The sequence below is a fragment of the Allobosea sp. 2RAB26 genome (assembly GCF_052115465.1).
Classification (GTDB): domain Bacteria; phylum Pseudomonadota; class Alphaproteobacteria; order Rhizobiales; family Beijerinckiaceae; genus Allobosea.
Window position 1 is genome coordinate 149,177 of sequence record NZ_JBFRGS010000006.1, and the last position, 19,793, is coordinate 168,969.

Annotated in this window: 19 protein-coding genes; 11 read left to right on the top strand and 8 right to left on the bottom strand. The window is 66.2% G+C overall.

The features are described from left to right. Window position 1: 1 nt before the first annotated feature. On the bottom strand, window positions 2-973 hold the full coding sequence (locus AB4118_RS13200) for an extracellular solute-binding protein (protein ID WP_441490154.1): 972 nt from the start codon (window positions 971-973) through the stop codon (window positions 2-4). A gap of 98 nt (window positions 974-1,071) precedes the next feature. On the opposite strand from AB4118_RS13200, the gene AB4118_RS13205 reads away from it, so the two are divergent. After that, complete coding sequence (locus AB4118_RS13205; RefSeq protein WP_441490155.1) at window positions 1,072-1,962, top strand: LysR substrate-binding domain-containing protein; 891 nt, start codon at window positions 1,072-1,074, stop codon at window positions 1,960-1,962. Between the two features lie 113 nt (window positions 1,963-2,075). Here the strand turns inward: AB4118_RS13205 and AB4118_RS13210 are convergent, their stop codons facing one another. Then, a complete protein-coding gene (locus AB4118_RS13210; RefSeq protein ID WP_441490156.1) occupies window positions 2,076-3,410 on the bottom strand; it encodes a dicarboxylate/amino acid:cation symporter in 1,335 nt (444 codons plus the stop codon). A 213-nt stretch (window positions 3,411-3,623) separates the two neighbouring features. Between AB4118_RS13210 and AB4118_RS13215 the strand changes: the two genes are divergently transcribed. Both AB4118_RS13215 and AB4118_RS13220 read left to right on the top strand, forming a co-directional pair. Then, window positions 3,624-5,444 carry a sensor histidine kinase gene (locus AB4118_RS13215; protein WP_441490157.1) on the top strand — a complete coding sequence of 607 codons (1,821 nt, stop codon included), beginning with the start codon at window positions 3,624-3,626 and terminating at the stop codon, window positions 5,442-5,444. Next, entirely contained in the window at window positions 5,441-6,808 is a 1,368-nt protein-coding gene (locus AB4118_RS13220) for a sigma-54-dependent transcriptional regulator (RefSeq protein WP_441490158.1), read from the top strand. Before AB4118_RS13215 ends, AB4118_RS13220 begins: the two co-directional genes overlap by 4 nt. Before the next feature lie 147 nt (window positions 6,809-6,955). On the opposite strand, the gene AB4118_RS13225 is transcribed toward AB4118_RS13220, so the two are convergent. After that, window positions 6,956-7,231, bottom strand: coding sequence for a hypothetical protein (locus AB4118_RS13225; protein WP_441490159.1), 276 nt, complete (start codon window positions 7,229-7,231; stop codon window positions 6,956-6,958). An 8-nt stretch (window positions 7,232-7,239) separates the two neighbouring features. Then, window positions 7,240-8,007 carry a DUF899 domain-containing protein gene (locus AB4118_RS13230; RefSeq protein WP_441490160.1) on the bottom strand — a complete coding sequence of 256 codons (768 nt, stop codon included), beginning with the start codon at window positions 8,005-8,007 and terminating at the stop codon, window positions 7,240-7,242. A gap of 130 nt (window positions 8,008-8,137) precedes the next feature. Here AB4118_RS13230 and AB4118_RS13235 point away from each other — a divergent pair, with 130 nt between their 5' ends. Together AB4118_RS13235 and AB4118_RS13240 are read left to right on the top strand one after the other, a co-directional pair. Beyond that, window positions 8,138-9,358, top strand: coding sequence for a helix-turn-helix domain-containing protein (locus tag AB4118_RS13235; RefSeq protein ID WP_441490161.1), 1,221 nt, complete (start codon window positions 8,138-8,140; stop codon window positions 9,356-9,358). Between the two features lie 8 nt (window positions 9,359-9,366). Further along, the gene (locus tag AB4118_RS13240) at window positions 9,367-10,008 is read left to right on the top strand and encodes a Vgb family protein (RefSeq protein ID WP_441490162.1); all 642 of its coding nucleotides are present in this window, start codon (window positions 9,367-9,369) and stop codon (window positions 10,006-10,008) included. A 39-nt stretch (window positions 10,009-10,047) separates the two neighbouring features. Here AB4118_RS13240 and AB4118_RS13245 read toward each other — a convergent pair whose 3' ends face one another. Next, window positions 10,048-10,569, bottom strand: a complete 522-nt coding sequence (locus AB4118_RS13245; protein ID WP_441490163.1) for a cysteine dioxygenase — start codon at window positions 10,567-10,569, stop codon at window positions 10,048-10,050. A gap of 193 nt (window positions 10,570-10,762) precedes the next feature. Between AB4118_RS13245 and AB4118_RS13250 the strand changes: the two genes are divergently transcribed. After that, window positions 10,763-11,233 carry an Lrp/AsnC family transcriptional regulator gene (locus tag AB4118_RS13250; protein ID WP_441490492.1) on the top strand — a complete coding sequence of 157 codons (471 nt, stop codon included), beginning with the start codon at window positions 10,763-10,765 and terminating at the stop codon, window positions 11,231-11,233. A 108-nt stretch (window positions 11,234-11,341) separates the two neighbouring features. Here the strand turns inward: AB4118_RS13250 and AB4118_RS13255 are convergent, their stop codons facing one another. After that, entirely contained in the window at window positions 11,342-11,758 is a 417-nt protein-coding gene (locus AB4118_RS13255) for a MerR family transcriptional regulator (RefSeq protein ID WP_441490493.1), read from the bottom strand. A 103-nt stretch (window positions 11,759-11,861) separates the two neighbouring features. Here AB4118_RS13255 and AB4118_RS13260 point away from each other — a divergent pair, with 103 nt between their 5' ends. The 4 genes from AB4118_RS13260 (at window position 11,862) to AB4118_RS13275 (ending at window position 16,599) form a co-directional block, all read left to right on the top strand. After that, window positions 11,862-14,306: a heavy metal translocating P-type ATPase gene (locus tag AB4118_RS13260; protein WP_441490164.1), complete on the top strand. Its 2,445-nt coding sequence runs from the start codon at window positions 11,862-11,864 to the stop codon at window positions 14,304-14,306. A gap of 22 nt (window positions 14,307-14,328) precedes the next feature. Then, the gene (locus AB4118_RS13265; RefSeq protein ID WP_441490165.1) at window positions 14,329-14,958 is read left to right on the top strand and encodes a methyltransferase family protein; all 630 of its coding nucleotides are present in this window, start codon (window positions 14,329-14,331) and stop codon (window positions 14,956-14,958) included. A 159-nt stretch (window positions 14,959-15,117) separates the two neighbouring features. Then, a complete protein-coding gene (locus AB4118_RS13270; RefSeq protein WP_441490166.1) occupies window positions 15,118-15,762 on the top strand; it encodes an outer membrane protein in 645 nt (214 codons plus the stop codon). A 153-nt stretch (window positions 15,763-15,915) separates the two neighbouring features. Next, window positions 15,916-16,599, top strand: a complete 684-nt coding sequence (locus tag AB4118_RS13275) for a response regulator transcription factor (RefSeq protein ID WP_441490167.1) — start codon at window positions 15,916-15,918, stop codon at window positions 16,597-16,599. A gap of 142 nt (window positions 16,600-16,741) precedes the next feature. On the opposite strand, the gene AB4118_RS13280 is transcribed toward AB4118_RS13275, so the two are convergent. Continuing rightward, window positions 16,742-18,112, bottom strand: a complete 1,371-nt coding sequence (locus AB4118_RS13280; protein WP_441490168.1) for a sensor histidine kinase — start codon at window positions 18,110-18,112, stop codon at window positions 16,742-16,744. Window positions 18,113-18,334: 222 nt separating this feature from the next. Between AB4118_RS13280 and AB4118_RS13285 the strand changes: the two genes are divergently transcribed. Then, window positions 18,335-18,964 (top strand): EipA family protein, encoded by a 630-nt coding sequence (locus tag AB4118_RS13285; RefSeq protein WP_441490169.1) that lies wholly within the window; start codon window positions 18,335-18,337, stop codon window positions 18,962-18,964. A 40-nt stretch (window positions 18,965-19,004) separates the two neighbouring features. Here AB4118_RS13285 and AB4118_RS13290 read toward each other — a convergent pair whose 3' ends face one another. Beyond that, window positions 19,005-19,643, bottom strand: coding sequence for a lysophospholipid acyltransferase family protein (locus AB4118_RS13290; protein ID WP_441490170.1), 639 nt, complete (start codon window positions 19,641-19,643; stop codon window positions 19,005-19,007). Window positions 19,644-19,793: the final 150 nt, after the last annotated feature.

The window sequence follows — 19,793 nt, forward strand, 5'->3', positions numbered from 1 at the left end:
GTCACTGCTTGAGGATGCGGCTGGCGAATTCGCGCCGGAACGCTGTCATGTCGACGGGGCGGCGCATCTGCCAGAGCGTGATCTGCTTTAGATCGACCAGACCGTGCCCGGGCACCGCGGTCGCGCCCACCACCTTGCCGAGCACAGCGGCGGCATCGTCGCTCGCCATGAAATCGAGGAAGACCTTGGCCTCGGCCGGGTTGGGACCGCCGGCAACGAGACCACCGCCCTCGGTGACGTTGGGCGTGATCCGGCCATAGACGATCTCGACCGGCTTGCCCGAGGCCTTGGTCTCGAAACAGGTGGTATCGAAGGTCAGGCCGATCGCGACTTCGCCCGCGCCGGCCAGTTGCGCGCCACCGGAACCTCCATCGGAATACTGGTAGACGTTCTCGTTCAGGTTCTCGACGAACGGCCAGCCGAAAGCGTCGACGAAAGTGGTGAGGATGGCGCCGCCGGTGCCCGATTTGAGCGGCGACGGCAGCGAAATCTCCTTGCGATAAGCCGGCCTGATCAGGTCTTCCCAGGTCGCGGGCATCGGCAGGCCCTTCTGCGCCAACCGTTCCTTGTTGACGACCATGCACATCGTCGTGGCGAAGTACTTGTTGTAGAAACCATCAGCGTCGCGGAAGGCGGGCAGGATCTTCGAGCCCTTCGGCTCGTAGGGCTCGAATACGCCGGCCTGCTTGAGTTGCTCCAGAGCGGCGTTGTTGACGAGATAGACGACGTCGGCCTGCGGCTTGGCCTTCTCGGCGATCGCGCGCTCGGCGATCGGGCCGGTCGAACCCGATACGAACTTCACCTCGATATCAGGATGCTTTTTCTTGAAGGCGCCGACCAGCGCGGTGTTGACGCTGTCGGAGGCGTTGTAGATCACGACCTCCCTGGCGAGTGCGGCGCCGCCTGCCAGGGTGAACGCCGCCGCTGCGATGGCGGCGATCCGTGTGAGGCCTTTGATGCTGGGGCTTGGCATGAATGTCTCCGTGCCTTTAGGAGCTGTCGTGATATAAGTGTTGCTAAATTGTGTGACACTGAAATGAAGCTCCACTTATTCTAACGCCGGCCCGCCCCATGAACCTGTCCCAACTCCGTGCCTTCCACGCCGTCGCGAGCCATCGCACGTTCTCAGCCGCCGCCCAGGCGCTGGGCGTCAGCCAGCCTGCGATCACCCAGCACGTGAAATCCCTTGAGGATGCCGTCGGGACGCGCCTGTTCCTGCGCATGGCGGGCGGTGTAGAACTGACGCCGGACGCACTCGACCTGTTGCCGAGAGTCCGGCAGGCAATCCTCATGCTCGACGATATCTCAGCCCGGATGAGCAACGGCCGCAGCCTTGCCGTGGGCCATCTCTCCATCGGTCTATGCGCGCCCTATGTGGCGATGCCGATCCTGAAGCGCTTTGCCGTCGAGCATCCGGGAGTGCAGCTCGACCTGCGGCTCGAAAATTCCAGCAACCTGCTGGACCTCGTCGCGCAGCACCGCGTCGATATCGGCATCGCGACCCTGCGCGAGCCGCATCCGGATTTTGCCTGCAACTTTCTGCTCGATCAGCGGCTGGAGATCCTGGTGCATGCCGGCCATCCCTGGTGGGAGCGCAGCCAGATCGAGGCAGCCGAACTGGTGGGTCAGCGCCTCGTCACGCGCGAGGCCGGCTCGATGACCCGCCATCTCTTCGAGACGGCGCTGGCCGACCACGGCATCGAGATCACCCCGCATCTGATCCTTGGCAGCCGGGAGGCGGTCAAGGAGGCCGTAGCGGCCGGCATCGGCGTCGGAATCGTGCTCGACCGCGAGCGCGGCTTCGACCCCCGGCTGCGCGCGCTGACCGTCCGCGACTTCGATGTCATGGCCGGAGAGTATCTGGTCACGCGCCGGGAGACCCGCAGCCTCGGAAGCGTCGGCGCCTTCGTCGCCATCGCGCTCGCGGCCTTCAAGGGAGGAGCGGCCGATCGCCGCCTGTAGATCGCAGCCCGGCTGGGGCCGGGCCGCGGGCTGCCCTGCGCTGCGGACTGGCCAGCCGGTGGCTGGCACATTCCGCAGCTTCAGGTCCGCTCACGTGCCAGCGGCGGCAAGGATCACTCGGCCGGGGCGAGCAAGGGCTCGTCGAGCAGGTCCGGCAGATCGCCGCTCAGCGCGGCCTTGAGCCGGTCCTGATCAAGCTCGCCCTCCCAGCGCGCCACCACGATCGTGGCGACGGCGTTGCCGATGAAGTTGGTCACCGCACGGCATTCCGACATGAACCGGTCGATGCCGAGGATCAGCGCCATGCCGGCAACCGGGACGGCCGGCACGACGGACAGGGTGGCGGCCAGCGTGATGAAGCCGGCGCCCGTGATCCCGGCCGCTCCCTTCGAGCTCAGCATCGCCACCAGCAGCAGCAGGATCTGGTCGCCGAGCGGCAGGTGGATGTCCATGGCCTGGGCGATGAAGAGCGCCGCCAGCGTCATGTAGATATTGGTGCCATCGAGGTTGAACGAGTAGCCGGTCGGCACGACGAGGCCGACGACGGAGCGCTTGCAGCCGGCCTGCTCCATCTTCTCCATCAGGGTCGGCAGCGCTGCCTCCGAGGAGGACGTGCCGATCACCAGCAGGATCTCTTCCTTGATGTAGCGGATCAGCGCCAGGATCGAGAAACCGTTATAGCGCGCGACCGCACCGAGCACGACGAGCACGAAGATCGCCGAGGTCAGGTAGAAGGTGCCGATCAGCATCGCCAGATTGGCGACGGAGCCGATGCCATAGCGGCCGATGGTGAAGGCCATGGCGCCGAAGGCGCCAAGCGGGGCCGCCTTCATCAGGATGGCGACGAGCTTGAAGATCGGCGCCGACAGGGCCTGCAGGAAGTCGACCACCGGCTTGCCGCGCTCGCCCACCATCGACAGCGACAGGCCAAACAGCACCGAGAAGAACAGCACCTGCAGGATGTCGCCGGAGGCGAAGGCGCCGACGATCGTGTTCGGGATGATGTTCTGGAGAAAGCCGACCACGCTGGAATCATGCGCCTGGGTCGCGTAGCCCTGCACCGATTTCGCGTCGAGGCTGGCGGGGTTGATGTGCAGGCCGGCGCCCGGCTGCAGCAAGTTACCGACCACAAGCCCGATGATCAGCGCCAGCGTCGAGAAGGTCAGAAAGTAGATCATCGCCTTGCCGGCGACGCGCCCGACCTTCTGCATGTCGCTCATTCCGGCGATGCCGGTCGAGACCGTCAGGAAGATGACGGGCGCGATGATCATCTTCACCAGCTTGATGAAGGCGTCTCCGAGCGGCTTGAGGGCAGCGCCCTGCTCCGGCCAGAAATGGCCGAGCAGGATGCCGGCCGCGATGGCCGCGAGCACCTGCACATAGAGATGCTGATAGAATTTCCTGGCAGGGGCCGGCTGGGCCGGCGCCTGGTCGAGCGTGATCGCCATGACTTCCTCCTTGGGGTCGGTCTCGCGGTGTTCTTGCTGTTCTGGACGCCGCTTGGCCGCGCTGTTGGCAATCGCCGTGCCAAGCCCTGAAGACGAATTTAATTGCGTATATTCAAAGACTTGACCGGCCACGCGCTTCTCGCGGCGATGCACCCTGGCGATCCCCCGCACAGCGAAAGGTTGATTTGTGCGGATTTCCGCACATGATGGGACATGACCATACCCCCGCCGGAAGAGCGCGACCGCTGGGCGGCCAGGCGCCCCTGGATCGCCTTCGGGCTGCTTGTCGCGGTCATCGCCGTCGTCGCCTTCGTGATCGCCGGCGATATCGGCCGCAACCGCGCCATCGCGACCACGCACGCTCGCGCCGAGGATGCCGGCACGCTGGCGCTCGCGATCCTGCGCGGCGAATTGGAGAAGCAGCGCGCATTGCCGGTCATCCTGGCGCGCGATCCCGATGTGCGCGCGGCCCTGGTCGATGGCGACAGGCAGGCCCTCGACAGCAAGCTGGAGGCGATCGCGCGCGAGACCCGCGCCGCCGTGATCTATGTGCTCGGCAAGGACGGGATCACGATCGCCGCGAGCAACTGGCGCGAGCCGACGAGCTTTGTCGGCAACGACTACGCCTTCCGCGACTATTTCAGCGCTGCCGTCTCCGGCGGCGCGGCCGAGCAGTTTGCGCTCGGCACAGTCAGCAAGCGCCCCGGCCTCTACATCACCAGCCGCGTGGATGACGGCGAGACCGCGCTCGGCGTGATCGTGGTCAAGGTCGAGTTCGACCAGGTCGAGGCCGATTGGCGGGCGCTCGGCGGGCAGACCTTCGTCGTCGACAAGCGCGGCGTCGTGCTGCTCTCCACATTTGCGGACTGGCGCTTCCGGGTCGAAGAGGCCCTGGCCCCACAGACGGCAGCTGAGATCCGGCAGTCCCTGCAATTCGGCGCCGCGCCGCTGACGCTGCTGCCCTTGCAGCGCGAGGGCGAAATCGTCCGCGGCACCGGCGCTGTTGCCGGAGCGCATGTCGCCTCGGGTATCCCGATCCCGACCACCGACTGGAGGCTCGAAGTGCTCCTCCCGGTCGACCAGGCGATCCGCGACCAGCGGGCGGAACTGCAGACGCTCATCGCGCTCCTGCTCATGCCGGGCGCCGCGCTCGGCGCGCTGGCGCTGCGCCGCCGTCAGGTCAACCTCGCCAGGCGCAGCGCCGAGGCGCGGATCAAGGACGAGCTCGAACGGCGCGTCGCCGAGCGCACCGCCGCGCTCGCCGGAGCGAATGCCCGGCTCGTCGAAGAGATGGCGGAGCGCACGCGGGCGCAGGAGCGCCTCTCCGATGCGCGCGAGGAGTTGGCAAAGGCCAACCGGCTCGCAACCTTGGGCCAGGTCACGGCCGGCGTCGCCCACGAAATCAACCAGCCTCTCGCCGCGATGCGGACCTATGCCGAGAATGCCCGCGCCTTCCTCGAGCGCACGGATGCGGCCAGCGTCGACGGCGCGCTCGGCAAGATCGTCAGGCTGACCGAGCGGATCGGCACCATCACGGACACGCTGCGCGGCTTCGCGCGGCGCGGCGGGGGGCCGCTTGGGCCGGTCGATCTTCGAGAGGCGATCGACGGCGCGCTGATGATCCTCGATGCCGCGCTGCGCCAGGCCGGCGTCACGCCGGTGGTCCCGGCGCTGACCCCGCCGGTCTCGGTGCTTGCCCGCCCGGTCGAACTCGAACAGGTCCTCGTCAACCTGATGCGCAACGCCGTCGAGGCCATGGCCCAGCAGCGGAACGGGCAGGCACCGCGGCTCGCCATCAGCATCGCGACTGAAGCCGAGCACGTCGAGATCGCCATCGTCGATAACGGACCGGGGCTCGACGCGGAGGCCCTGGCGGCGCTCTTCACCCCGTTCCGCACCACGAAATCGCGCGGCCTCGGCCTCGGGCTGGTGATCTCCCACGACATCGTCGCGGCCTTCGGCGGCACGCTCAATGTCGCCAGCCGCGCCGGAGAAGGCAGCACCTTCACGATAAGCCTGAAGAGAGCCGCATGACCGGTCCCGACAGCACCCACAGCATCATCGAGGTCGCCTTCGTCGATGACGATCCCGATCTGCGTGACGCCAATGCGCAGGCGCTGCGCCTCGCCGGCTTCCGTGCGGTGCCACTGGGCTCGGCCCAGGCCGCGCTCGACCGTATCGGCCCGGACTATGCCGGCGTCGTCGTGACCGATGTACGTATGCCCGGCATGGACGGCATCGCCTTGTCCAGGCAACTGCGCGCCCTCGATCCGGACATTCCGGTGATCGTGATCTCCGGTCATGCGGATATCGCCATGGCGGTCGAGGCGATGAGCGAAGGCGCTTATGACTTCATCGCCAAGCCCTATTCGTCCGAGCGCCTGGTCGAGACCTTGCGCCGTGCGGTGGAGAAGCGCGCGCTCATCATCGAGAACCGTCGCCTGCGCGCGCTTGCCGCCAGCTCCGACGAGGAGACTGCGCTGCTCGGCGAGGCGCCTGCCATCCTGCGCCTGCGCCAGACCATTCGCGATCTCGCCGATGTCGATGTCGACGTCCTGGTGCTGGGCGAAACCGGCACGGGCAAGGAGGTCGTCGCCAATCTGCTGCATCGGCTCGGTCGCCGCCGCGACAAGCCCTTCGTCGCGCTGAACTGCGGCGCGCTGCCCGAGAGCGTCATCGAGAGCGAGCTCTTCGGCTACGAGGCCGGCGCCTTCACCGGCGCGCAGAAGCGACGGATCGGCCGCATCGAACATTCCAGCGGCGGCACGCTCTTCCTCGACGAACTGGAGAGCATGCCGCCCGCAGCCCAGGTCAAGCTGCTGCGCGTGCTGGAGATGCGCGAGATCACGCCGCTCGGCTCCAACGACCTGCGCCGCGTCGACCTGCGCGTCGTCGCCGCGACGAAGCTCGACCTCGGCGACCCCGCCCAGCGCGGCGATTTCCGCGAGGATCTCTATTACCGCCTCAACGTGGTCACGTTGCGGATCCCTCCCCTGCGCGAGCGGCGCCGCGACGTGCCGCTGCTCTTTGCCCAGTTCCTCGCCCGGGCGGCGCGAAAATACGGGCGCGAGGTGCCGGCGCTGGACCGCAGCGTCGAGCGCCACCTGGTCGAGAATGCCTGGGCGGGCAATGTCCGTGAGCTGGTCCATTTCGCCGAACGCGTGGCGCTCGGGCTCTCGGGCGAGATGCCGGCTGCGCAGGCGCGCGAGGATGCAGTGCCTTCCAGCCTGCCCGAGCGCCTCACCGCGATCGAAGCGAACCTGATCCGCGAGGCGCTGGAAGCCAATCGCGGCGATGTCCGCGCAACCCTCGAGATGCTGGGCATCCCGCGCAAGACCTTTTACGACAAGCTCGCCCGTCACGGCATCGACCGCGCGGCTTACGCGATGCCCGAGTGAGCTCCGGCGGGGATAACCGCCCGCGCACCGGCGTGCGAGGGATACCAACGGCACGAAATCGCTTGATGCCCCCCCGCAGGGAGGCCGTTGTGGCGCAAAGCCGGACTCGGGCATTATGGCCGGTGTCCGCCATCGTCATCGTGAACGTCAGCGCCAAGTCCTCAGCGTACGCCGCCGCTCCTGCCGACTGGCGATCAGCTTCAGCCAGGGCGCCATGTGGAAAGCGCTCATCAGCACGTACATCGGCACCATTCCGTTCAACGGAGATGCGCCTTGTGCGGCCGTGCAGAGGATATCCTGCTGACCACCGCCATTCATGCCGGTGAGCAGCGCCATGACCGCGAAGGTCGGCGCTGCCGCGAGGCACAGCCAGTCGGCGGCACCGTGAGCCGCCGCGCTGCCGCTTTCGGAACGGATCGCCATGACCTCACTCACCCCTGTCCGTATTCGTCGTGGCGGCGCCACCAGGGACCACCGGCCTCGTTGCGCCCCTTGGGTGCGCGGTCGAGCCAGGGATACATGCCCCAGATGCCATCCACCCCGCGCGCATAGGTGGAATAGGTGTGGTAGACGACGCCATTGTCGCGCACGAAGGCGCTCATGCCCGGCCTGTCGCGCGTATATGTCGGCACATCGGTTCCGGACATGGCTGCGAAATCGGCGACGGGCCCAGTGACTGGCAGTGCGTCCATTACGAAACCGCCGCGCCGATAGTTGTAGTCTATCGCCCCCGCGCGCTGCACGTCCTCGGTGAACGAGACGTTGAAATCATAATTGAAGTCGCCGCCAGCCGAGGATGCCCAGGGAAACGTCCAGCCCATCCGCTGCTTGTAGGCCTGCAGCTTGGTGAGCGGCGCGCGCGACACCGCCGTGAGCGTCACATCGTGGTTCGCGAGGTGCAGGTAGAAGCCGTTGAACCCATCGGCGATCGCAGAGCAGGACGGGCACCCCGCCTTGTAGTCGGGCCCGAACATGAAATGATAGACGAGGAGTTGCGAGCGCCCTCGAAAGAGGTCCGTCAGTGCGGCGCTGCCATCATCGGTCTCGAAGCGGTACTCCTTGTCGACCTGCACCCAGGGCAGTTCCTGGCGCCGCCGCGCCAGTTCGTCGCTGCGCCGTGTCAGGTCCTTCTCGTCATCGAGCAGCCCGAGCCGGGCGGCCAGCCACTCTTCACGCGTCCCGGTGATATGTATCGTCATTGTCGCAGCTCCTGTCGTCAGGTGACCTTCGCCGCTCGCCCCTCTTGCGAAGCGAGGGGTGGTCGGCGGTGATGAGATTGATAGGGACAGCGCCTCGAGGGGTGGGAGTGACAAATGTGACGGGATTCCGATGGACTCTCTGATCACCGCGGCGGCGCGCGCGCTTGCCGCAGGCGATCCCCTCGGCGCCTTGAACCGGGTTGCGCTGCGCGACGATGCGCCCGCGCTCGCCCTGCGGGGCATCGCGATGGCCCAGCTCGGGGATCTCGTTCGGGCGAAGGGTCTCCTGCGGCGCGCGGCCCGTTCCTTCGGCCCGAAAGAGGCCGTGGCGCGAGCACGGTGCATTGTCGCCGAGGCCGAGATCGCGCTCGCCTCCCGCGACCTCGGCTGGCCTGCGAAGGCGCTCGATGCAGCGCGCGCGACACTCGAGGAGCACGGTGACCGGCTGAACGGCGCCCATGCGCGGCATCTCGAGGTGCGCCGGCTCCTGCTGATCGGGCACCTCGACGAGGCCGAGCGCAAGCTTGCCGAACTCGACCCCATCCCCCTTCCGCCCGCATCGCGGACCGTCCACGAACTGGTGGCGGCAGGAATCGCGATGCGACGCCTCCGGACGAAGGCGGCGCGTGTTGCGCTTGCGCAAGCCGAGGATGCGGCGCGCCTTGCCGGTATCCCGGCGCTGACCGCAGAGGTCGAAAGCGCGGCCCTCCTGCTGAGCACAACGGCAGCACGGCTGATCGCGCGTGGCGAGGAGCGCCCGCTCCTGCTCCAGGATGTCGAGGCGCTGCAGGCGTCGGATGCTCTCGTGGTGGATGCGTGCCGATATGTGGTGCGCGCCCCGCACAGGGTCGTCTCACTCGCCACCCGCCCGGTCTTGTTCGCATTGGCACGGACACTGGCCGAAGCGTGGCCCGGGGACGTATCGCGCGACATGCTCGTCGCGCGGGCCTTCGGAGCGAAGCAGGCCGACGAATCGCACCGCGCCCGGTTGCGGGTCGAAATCGGGCGGCTGCGCCGATTGCTGCGGGGGCTGGCCGGCTTAAGCGCGACGAAACAAGGCTTCTCGCTAGCGCTGCACCACGCTGGCGATGTCGCCGTCCTGGCCCGGCCCGTTGAGGAACGGCATGCGGACGTGCTGGCTTTCGTTGCCGATGGTGAGGCGTGGTCGAGCTCCGCGCTCGCGCTTGCGCTTGGCGCCAGCCAGCGGACCGTGCAGCGGGCGCTGGACGCGCTTGCGGCAACCGGAAAGGTGCAATCCTTCGGTCACGGACGGGCGCGGCGCTGGATCACCCCGCCGATGCCGGGATTCACGACAACCTTGTTACTCCCCGCTCCGCTGCCAAGCGACTAGGATGAGGCATGGAAAAATCAGCAGCCGAAATTCTCCGTGAGTATGGTCCCTTTCCGGGTGTCGACCAGGTCCACGGATTGACCTTCGATGGCCAGCACGTCTGGTTCGCGTCCGGCGACAAGCTGAGCGCGCTCGACCCTGCCAGCGGGAAGACGGTTCGCTCGATCGAGGTGGCAGCACATGCCGGAACGGCCTTCGACGGCCAACACCTGTTTCAGCTTGCCGAAAGCCGCATTCAGAAGATCGATCCGAAGACCGGCCATGTCCTTGCGACGATCCCCGCTCCGGGCGGCGGCGGCGACTCGGGGCTCGCCTGGGCCGAAGGGACACTCTGGGTGGGGCAGTACCGGGACCGCAAGATCCATCAGATCGATCCCGAGACCGGGGCGATTCTTCGCACCATCGAATCCAATCGCTTCGTCACCGGAGTCACGTGGAGCGACCAGGAACTCTGGCACGGCACCTGGGACGGTGACGAGAGCGACTTGAGACGAGTCGACCCTCGAACGGGAGAGGTCCTGGAGGTGCTCGATCTGCCGCCCGGCATGGGCGTGTCAGGGCTCGAGGCCGATGGCGGTGATCAGTTCTTCTGCGGAGGCGGAAACAGTGGCAAGGTGAGAGCCATCCGCCGACCGAGGCGCCTGGCCTAAGTCTCGATCCCTGCCGGCCGCGCTCGCCTGCAGCGCAGTTCAGTTCGTCAGGACGGTGAACTCAGTCTCGATCGACGAGGCGTGGCGTTGATGATCGAAGCCGTAGATATGGATCGAGATCGCGTCCGTGCTGCCGAGGTTCTGCATGCGGTGGATATTGGGACCTGAGGGCAGCATGCAGCCCACGAAGCCCGGCATGCGCGCATGCTCCTGGGTGGGGACGGCACGGCTCTCGTCGACGGCGCGATACCAGGTTTCGGTGACCGTTCCGCTGACCACCCCGAAGCAGCAGGAGCAATGGTGATCGTGGATCGACGTCGCTGCGCCGGGGCTCCAGACCATCGCCCAGACGCTGACGCCATCGTCACCCACGAGAAGGTTCCGGGCATAGCTGCCGGGCTTGCGCTCCAGGGGCAGGCGCAGAATGGCTTCCGGATTGGCAACGATCTCTTCGAGCACCGCGCGGGCCGCCTTGAGGTAATCGCGGGAAAGCGTGCCGCTATCCGTCCGCAGGACCTGCAGCACGTCTGCGCGCCTGCCCTCGCTCAAAAACCCCTGCATGACGCGAACTCCCCTCTCCATCGCTTGCAGCAAGGATAACTCGGGAGACGGGAAACGCGTTTGCGATCTCGGTCAAAAATTCCCCACTTCTAGAAACTCATACCAATTTGTTCTCTGTCCTTGAAATCTGTTACCCATTCTATGATCAAATGGGCAACCGGATCGCGCGATCGCATGAGGGACCATGGCCAAGCTGGATGAGTTCGATCTCAGAATTCTCTCCTGCCTGCAGAGGGACGCCAGCATGCCGCTGGCCGAGCTCGCCGCAGAGGTTGGCCTCTCGGCCACTCCATGCTGGCGCCGCGTGCAGAAGCTGGAAGGCAGCGGCCTCATTCGAAAGCGGGTGGCGCTGCTCGACCGTACAAGGCTGGGAGCCGGCGTAACCGTCTTCATCGCGGTCAAGACGAGCCGCCACTCGATGGAGTGGCTCGAGCGCTTCCACGCCGCCGTCGCCGACCTGCCCGAGATCGTCGATTTCTATCGGATGAGCGGCGAAATCGATTACCTGCTCAAGGCTTTCGTGCCCGATATCGCGGCCTATGACGCCCTCTACAAGAAGCTGATTTCACGCGTCGACCTCAACGACGTGACCTCCATGTTCGCAATGGAGGAGCTCAAGTCGACAACTGCGATCCCCCTGGCCTTCGCCAAGGACGGCTCCTGAGCCCGGAGCAAGCGCCAGTGGCTGTCGACCCCCGGTCCTCCGGTCGCGCAATGCTCTGCAACCGCCGGCAATCCCGGACGGTTCGCGTCCGGCTCGGGCTCAACCCTGTCAATGACCGTGGCGACATTGTCCGTGATCGGCCAAGGCCTCGATGATCGCACAGTCGCAAGCCTTGACGCCGCCCGAGCAAGTGGTGGCGATGCGAGCGAGCTCGGTCTCCAGCGAGCGCAGCTTCGCGATCTTGTCGCGGACCTCGTCGAGATGGCTGACCGCGATCGCATGGGCTTCATCGCAGGCCATCGCCGGATTGTCGGAGAGGCGGAGCAAGGTCCGGATGCCTTCTACGGGGAAACCCAGATCTCGCGCGTGCTTGATGAAGGCGAGCCGCTCGATATGGCGTCGTCCGTAGCGGCGCTGATTGCCTTCCGAACGCTCGGGTGGCGGCAGCAGCCCGACCTGCTCATAATAGCGAATGGTCTCGACCTTGACGCCGGTCCGATCGGAAAGTCCGCCGATCGGAACCACCCGTTCGAGTTTTTTTGCCTCGAGCATGATTTCCCTCTTGAACCTCTAGTCACTCCAGATTGTACATGGGGTGTCTCACAAGCCCGTCAAGCGGAGACAAGTCATGTCCAGCACTGCCCAAGCCAAGCCGCAGCTCCTGAGCTGGAAGGTTGGCGGCATGGACTGCGCAAGCTGCGCGGCGACCATTCGCGGCGCGGTGGAGCGCCTGCCCGGCGTCAGCGAGGTCAAGCTTTCCGTCATGGCCGAGACGCTGTCGCTGGCCCTCGACGAGAGCCGCACCAAGCCGGCGGCAATCGAAAAGCGCGTCGCAAGCCTTGGCTACACCACGACCTCGATCCAGGCGAAAGCAGCGCCCGTCGCTGAGACCGCTGCGCCCGGAGGATGCGGGCACGATCATGGCTCCGAGGCCCACGACCATCATAGCCATGCTGCACCCAAGCCGGCCCATGTTCACGGTCCCGGATGCTCCCATGACGACCATGATCATCACAGCCACGCCGCACCCAAGCCGGCGCATGTTCACGGCCCTGGCTGCTCCCATGACGATCATGGCCACCATGATCATGATCACGGCCACGCGCATGCCCGTTCGGATGCAGGCGAAGCGAAAGCTGCGGCACGAACGGCTGACCAGGGGCACGGCCTGCCCGGCCATGTTCACGAAGCGACGCCGAAGGGCGTCTCCTGGTATCAGACCAACAAGGGCCGGCTCGTTCTCGGCACCGGCGCCCTGCTCGGCGGCGCCTGGACCGCGGGCCTGATCTGGCCGGCCGCAGCCCATTGGGCCTTCATTCTCGCCTGCGTGATCGGCGTCACTCCCGTGGCACGCCGCGCCTTCGCCGCCGCCCGCGCCGGCATGCCCTTCACCATCGAAATGCTGATGACAATCGCTGCCGCCGGCGCGCTCTTCATCGGCGCAGCGGAGGAGGCGGCCCTCGTCGTCTTCCTCTTCGCCGTCGGTGAGGTCCTCGAGGGCGTCGCCGCCGATCGCGCGCGTGCCTCGATCCGCGCGCTTGGCGACCTCGTTCCCAAGACCGCCCTCGTCGAGGAGAACGGCGCAACCCGCCAGGTCGATGCGGCCAAGCTCGCGATCGGACAGACGGTCCTCGTCCGTCCGGGTGACCGCATCCCTGCCGACGGCGACATCACCGACGGTATCTCCGGGATCGACGAGAGCCCGGTCACCGGCGAATCCGTGCCGCAGACGAAGGGCGTCGGCGAACCGGTCTTTGCGGGCTCGGTCAATCGCGAAGCCGCGCTGCGTGTGCGGGTGACCAAGGCGGCGCAGGACAACACCATCGCCCGCATCATCCGGCTGGTCGAAGAGGCGCAGGAAGCACGCGCACCGACCGAACGCTTCATCGACCGGTTCTCGCGTGTCTATATGCCTGCGATCGTCGGTCTTGCGCTCGCCGTCGCACTCGTCCCGCCGCTGTTCTTCGGGGGTGAATGGGCGGTCTGGGTCTATCGGGCCCTGGCGCTGCTGCTGATCGGCTGCCCCTGCGCGCTCGTCATCTCGGTTCCAGCCGCGATCGCCGCCTCGCTCTCCTCCGGCGCCCGACAGGGCCTGCTGATGAAGGGCGGCGTCGTCATCGAAACCGCCGCAAAGACCGGGATCGTCGCCTTCGACAAGACCGGCACGCTGACCGAGGGGCGCCCGCGCGTCACCGAGGTCATCAGCCTCGGCAAGACCGAGGCCGATGTGATCGCCCTGGCCGCTGCGGTCGAGACCGGTTCGAGCCATCCGCTGGCAGAGGCGGTTCTGGCACGTGCGAAGCAGGATGGCATCACGGTCCGCCCGGCCTCCGAGGCAGCCGCCATCCCCGGTCAGGGTGTCACCGGCACGCTCGATGGCATCTCGATCTTCGTCGGCGCACCGCGTCACGCGACCAGGCGCGCCGAATTCGACGCCAAGGCGAGCTCTGCGGTCGAACAGCTCGAATCGGCTGGCAAGACGGTGGCGGCCGTGATCGCGAACGGCGCGCTCGCCGGTCTGATCGCGCTGCGCGACGAGCCCAGAGCCGATGCCGCGACAGCCGTCGCAGAGCTGAAGGATCTCGGCGTCCGCTCCATCATGCTGACCGGCGACAATGCCCGCACCGGCGCGGCCATCGCCCGCGCACTCGGCCTGGATCACAAGGCCGAACTGATGCCCGACGACAAGGTCACGGCGATCAAGGCGCTAGGCGCCGACGCGCCTGTGATGATGGTCGGCGACGGCATCAACGATGCCCCGGCGCTCGCGGCAGCATCGGTTGGCGTCGCCATGGGGTCCGGCACCGATGTCGCCCTGGAGACCGCCGATGGCGCAGTGCTCAAGAGCCGCGTACGCGACATCGCTGCGATGATCCGGCTGGCGCGGGCCACGATGGGCAATATCCGCACCAATATCACGATCGCGCTCGGGCTGAAGGCGGTCTTCCTGGTCACCAGCGTGCTCGGCTATACCGGGCTCTGGGTCGCGATCCTCGCCGATACCGGCGCGACCGTGATCGTCACGGCCAATGCACTGCGCCTTCTGCGTTTCGACGCAGGCAAGGCCGGCTGATCAAGGGAACGGAAGCCTGCCCATGAGTCCGATGGAGATCGCGAGCTATCTGATGGTCGTAGTCTACGTCATCAGCTTCCTCGCGATGTCGGCCATCCTGGCGAAGGAGGCCGGACGGCCGATCTGGCTGTTCGGCAAGGGCTCGGAGCCGCAGGGCGTGCCGGCCCTGCTCTTCCGGATCGCCTTCATCGGCGGCGTCCTCTGGCCCCTCGGCCTGGCGATCTTCGGCAACCCGATCAAGGCCGACCCTTTGGCAATCTGGCTCGACGGTCCCTGGTTCGACGTGTTCGGCCATCTTCTTGTTGTCGTCGGCGCCTGCATCGCCATCATCTCGCAGCGTTTCATGGGCGTGTCCTGGCGTATCGGCGCGGCCGAGGGCGAGCTTGGACCCATCGTCGATGGCGGTCCCTTCGCGATCTCGCGCAATCCGGTCTTCGTCGGCCAGGCCGTCCTGTTCACCGGCCTCTTCATCGTGCTGCCTAATCTGATCCAGATCGCTTTGACGCTGGCGCTCTTCGCGGCGATCGCCCTGCAGGTCAGGATCGAGGAGCGCGTGCTCGCCGCCTCGCTCGGCGAACCCTATCGCGATTATCAGCGCCGCGTCCGGCGTTGGATCGGGACCAGGCGCCCGCTCACCGCCCCCGCACGGTAGGCTTTTATTCACCATCCCAGTGCTTCTGCCGCTGCACGCATGGCGGGCAACGTTGCCGTAATCTTCGCCCGCAATTTGCGCGGTGTTCGACTGATCCGATCCACGGATTCGGGAGCAAGGAGACGCGGCGAGGCCCCCGGCTGCCGCGAGGAGTTATCGATGCATCGTTCAATCCCGATCATGAGCCTCTGCCTGCTGGCAGTGCTTGCGGTCCCAGCGGCTGCGGCGGATCGCCCGGTGCCGCGCGCCCAGCAATGGCCGACCCACAGCCAGCCGCTTCGCTATAATTGGAACGGCGTCTATGCCGGTATTCACGCTGGCGGCGCATTCGACCGGTTCACAGGAGTGACCAGGAAGAGCCGCAACGAGATGCTGCTCGGCGGCCAGCTCGGTTACAATGTCCAGACCGGCAACATGGTCTATGGTCTCGAGGGCGATATCTCGATGAACGGCTTCGGCAAGGGTTCGTCGCGCAACGCCGTCGGCACCAGCGCCGACACGCGCTATGTCGGAACCGTCAAGGCCCGCGCCGGCGTCGCCTTCGACCGCGTCCTCGTCTATGGCACCGGCGGTCTTGCCTATGGCAACATCAAGGCGACGAATAACGGCCTCTCGAAGACGAAAAGCAAGGTCGGCTATGTCCTCGGCGGCGGCGTCGAGTACGGCATCACCGAGAACCTGTCGGCTAAGGTCGAGTACAACTACGTCTCGCTCGGCAAGCAGAACTTCCAGTTCGGCTCGGCCCGCACCAAGGTCGGTGTCAATGAACATCTGGTCAAAGCCGGTGTGAACTACCGGTTCTGATCCGCTAGACTATCCGGGGCCCGGTCGCTCCGGGCCCGAATAACCTACGGCCCAGAGGGCCGTTCATGAGCATGGATGGGATGTGATGCGTTTGAAGAGCTGCCCCGAGCTTTTCTGCGACGCGTTCCAGCCATGGCCTACGGCAGGAACGACATGCGCGCTCTGATTGTCGAAGACGAACCCGAGCTGATGTCGTTCCTGTCGTCCCTCCTGCTTGGTGCAGGTTTTATTGTCGACCGCACCAGCAGTGTCGAAGCGGCGCTGGCCGCCCTCAAAACGGCGCCCTTCGACATCGCCGTCGTCGACCGGCGTCTGCCGGACGGCGACGGCCTGTCGATCGTCAAGGCGATGAAGACGGCGGAACCCCGTCCAGCCTTCCTGATCCTGACCGCGCGAGATGCGAAATCCGACGTGATCGACGGCCTCAATGGCGGCGCGGATGATTACCTGGTCAAGCCCTTCGAACCGGGCGAGCTGATCGCCCGCATCAGGGTCATTGCGCGGCGCCGCTATCCCGGCCGCTCGCTGGTGATCTCGGCAGGCAACCTCTCGATCGACATCGAGGGTCGCAACGCCTCGGTCTCGGCCGTTCCGCTCGACCTGCGACGGCGCGAGGCGCTGATCCTGGAAGCGCTGGTCCAGCGCGCCGGGCGTGTCGTCACCCGCAACGTCCTGATCGAAGCGGTCTATGGCTTCGATGACCTGATCGAGTCCAACACGCTCGAAGCCCAGATCTCGCGGCTGCGCCGCAAGCTCAAGGAAGCTGCCGCGAATGTCGAGATCTCGTCGCTGCGCGGCATCGGCTACATCCTGAGAAAGTCCGAACAGCCCGCGTGAGGCCGCCGGGCTCGCTCCCTGTCACCATTCGACCCAGATCATCAGTCCAGATATCGTATCGGGCCTGATGATCTGGCCGTCCGTGCTTGCATCGGCTTTCCCGAACTCCGCATTCCCCGTTTCGGGCCGATGCTTGAGCCCGTCATTCTCCCTCAGAGAACAGCAGGCGGACGGTCGTGCCACCGCCGCGCGTCGCCAGGACGGTCAATGTCCCGCGATGTGCGGTCATGATGTCGCGCACGATGGTGAGGCCAAGGCCCGCTCCGGTCGAGCGCGGCGACATGCGGTTGAACGCCTCCGTCACTTCCGAGCGCTGGGTTGCAGCGATACCGATCCCGTCATCCGCCACTTCCAGCACGACGCCATCGATGACCCGCACGATGATGCTGGATTTCGCCTGGGCATGACGAAGTGCGTTGTCGATCAGATTGGCCACCGCGGCGCGAACCGTGGCTTCGTTGGCCATGATCGTTCGCGTGTCGTCGCCCTCCTCTTCGAGTGCCACGTCGATCGCGTTCTGCAGGATCAGCGGCGCGAGATCGACGAGCACGTCGCGGGCCACGCTGTTGAGCTGAACCGGCTCGAACGGCAGATCGGTGCTGTGCAGCCGGGCGAGCTGCAGCATCGACGAAACGATCGTCGTCAGCCGGTTCACATCGGTCGCCAATGCGGTGCGCACGACGCCATCGGAAACTGTGTCGATCTTGGTCCGCATGACGGCGAGCGGCGTGCGCAATTCGTGCGCGACGTTGTTCATGAAGCGTCGTTGCACATCCATGTTGCTGGCGATCTGGTCGAGCGCTGAGTTCAGCGCCGTCGTCAGCGGCATCAGCTCGACCGGCGTTTCCTGTGTCGGCAGCAGGCCTCGCGGCGCCCTGGGATCGATGCTGGCCGCAGCTTCGGCCGCACTCCGCAGCCGCGCGGTGATATAGGAGACCGACATGGCGATCGCCGAGGCGATGATGACCCCGAATATGAAAGAGATGACCAGCGCCGGAATCGCGATGGCCCGCAGGAAATAGGCAAGAATCAGGTCCCATCCTGGACGTCCGCCTCCCGTCGCGACGATGACGCGGCTGCCTTCCATCTCGATGATGTCGAAGGCCAGGCCGTTGTCGCCGCCACCACCGACCCGCATCTGCGCAGCAATCGTCGGTCCATCGAGCCTGACATCGATCGGAAGGCTCGGCCGCAATTCTGGGGCATACTCGACAACGGACCGTCCGTCGGAAACCAGATACCAGAGTCTGGGGCTGGCGCTCTCGATCTTGATCAGGGTCGGCGTCTTCTCCACCCGCAACCCGTCAGCCGCAGTCTGACGCACGCCTTGCCGAATGATCTCGGAGGTCACATCGTTGCGTAGCGCCCCAGGATCCTCGGTAATGAAAGTAAAGGCCAGCACAGCGGCGATGACCGCCGCGAAGAGGGCGAAGCCGAGAAGCGTCAGCCGGATCGTCAGGGCGCGTGAGAGCGAGATCACCGGCAGCCCCCGGAGCGAAGATTTGCCGCGCACGGATCGGACAGCACCCGATTGCGCTGGGGCGTCAGGCGCTTCACTGTCGTGGTGCTCGTCGAGCTATGAATCGTCACGGAGCCTCTGTGCGGTTATGGCTTGCGAATCCGGGGACCGCGCCCGCAGTCCATGTCCATGGACTGCATCCCCATCTTCGTTCAACCCTCCCTCGAGTCTGCTTGTCTCATGAGTGCGCACAGAGCCAGATCGGGAGAGCTGCGCTTGCGCTTCGCCTTGGCCGCCATGCTCGCGCTGCTGTTCTGCCTGACGCAGGGCGCCCGGGCTGAGGAGACCATCAGGCCGGGGCAACTGCCGACCGCCCCGGGGCGCGACATTCTGGGTCTCGTCGAACGGGCCTTCGACACCGCTTCCAAGACGGTCAGCATCCCCGTGGAGCGCTCCCTTTCGCTCTTCGGAGAGCCGAACGCCTATATTGTCGGCGGAGAGGTCAGTGGCTCCTTCGTCGTTGGCGGCCGACACGGCGTCGGTGAGCTTCGCTTCGCCGACGGCATGCCCTCCCCGGTGACATGGTCGGCCCTCTCGGTCGGGATCGGGCTCGGGGCCGATTACGGGCGGGTGATCATGCTGGTCTACGGCCTCGACCGACATGAAGACGTCTTCGGGGTCTATGCCAGCCTCGGCGGCGGCGCGCATTTTGTGGCCGGCGCCAATGCGATGGTCCTCGCCTCCGACCGAGCCCGGATCGTGTTGATCTCCTCCGGGCTCGGCCTGCGATTGTCGGGGGAACTCAGCCGCATCCGCATCGAGCCTGCGAATGATCGCGGCGTCCTGCGCCCTCCTGCGAACATCTGCGCAAACCCGGCCGATTGCCCACCGCCGGGCCGACGCTAAAAGGAAGACGAGCACGGTCGGACCGAACACCTCGCGCGCGTCAGGCGCGATGTCCGAGATGCTGATGCGCCAGGGCATGCAACTCGTCGAGCCGGGCGGTGATCTCCAGCGCAGTCAGGTTGATCTCGCGTTCATCTGCGCATGCCCGGACATAGAGCGGTTCGGACCAGACCACGCACCCGCGTCCGAACGGCAAGGCGATGCTGGCCTTGTCCCAATTGTCGAGATCGACGCGTGCCGTCGTCACTGCGGCGAAGAGATAGATCGGCCGGCCCGACGCCCGCGCCAACTGGATGGCCCCCTTGCCGGCAACCCGCGAAACCTTCGGCACATCGGCCGTCAACAGCACGCTGGTGTCGCCGCGCAGCGCGTCGCGCATCTCGATGAAGGCCGGAACGCCGCGCTTGGCCTGGATCTTCAGCCGGCTCTGCGTGCCCGAGCCGCGAATGACGCGGTAGCCGGCGCGCTCCATCGCCGAGGCGACCACCGAACCGTCGAAATGGAGCGAGGCCAGCACGGCTGTCTTGGGCGCCCCGTCCAGGGCGACAAGGCTCAACATCTGCTGGCCATGCCAGGTCATGGCGATGAACGGTTCGCGGCTGCGCTCCCAGGGCCGCGCGCCGGGGATCACCGGCTTGAAGCGCGTGGTTTGCGCCACGAGATTCAGATACGCATGCAACGCGCGCCCCGCGAGGCCCGCTGATCGTTCTTCCCTGAGATGCATCGCCCCAATCTCCACGGTGAATCACCTGGAGTGGTCGGCGCGTTGGCTTGCTGGAACATTGCACGGACAGGTTGCGGCCCCCGAATGGTGAAACGGGCGGCATGC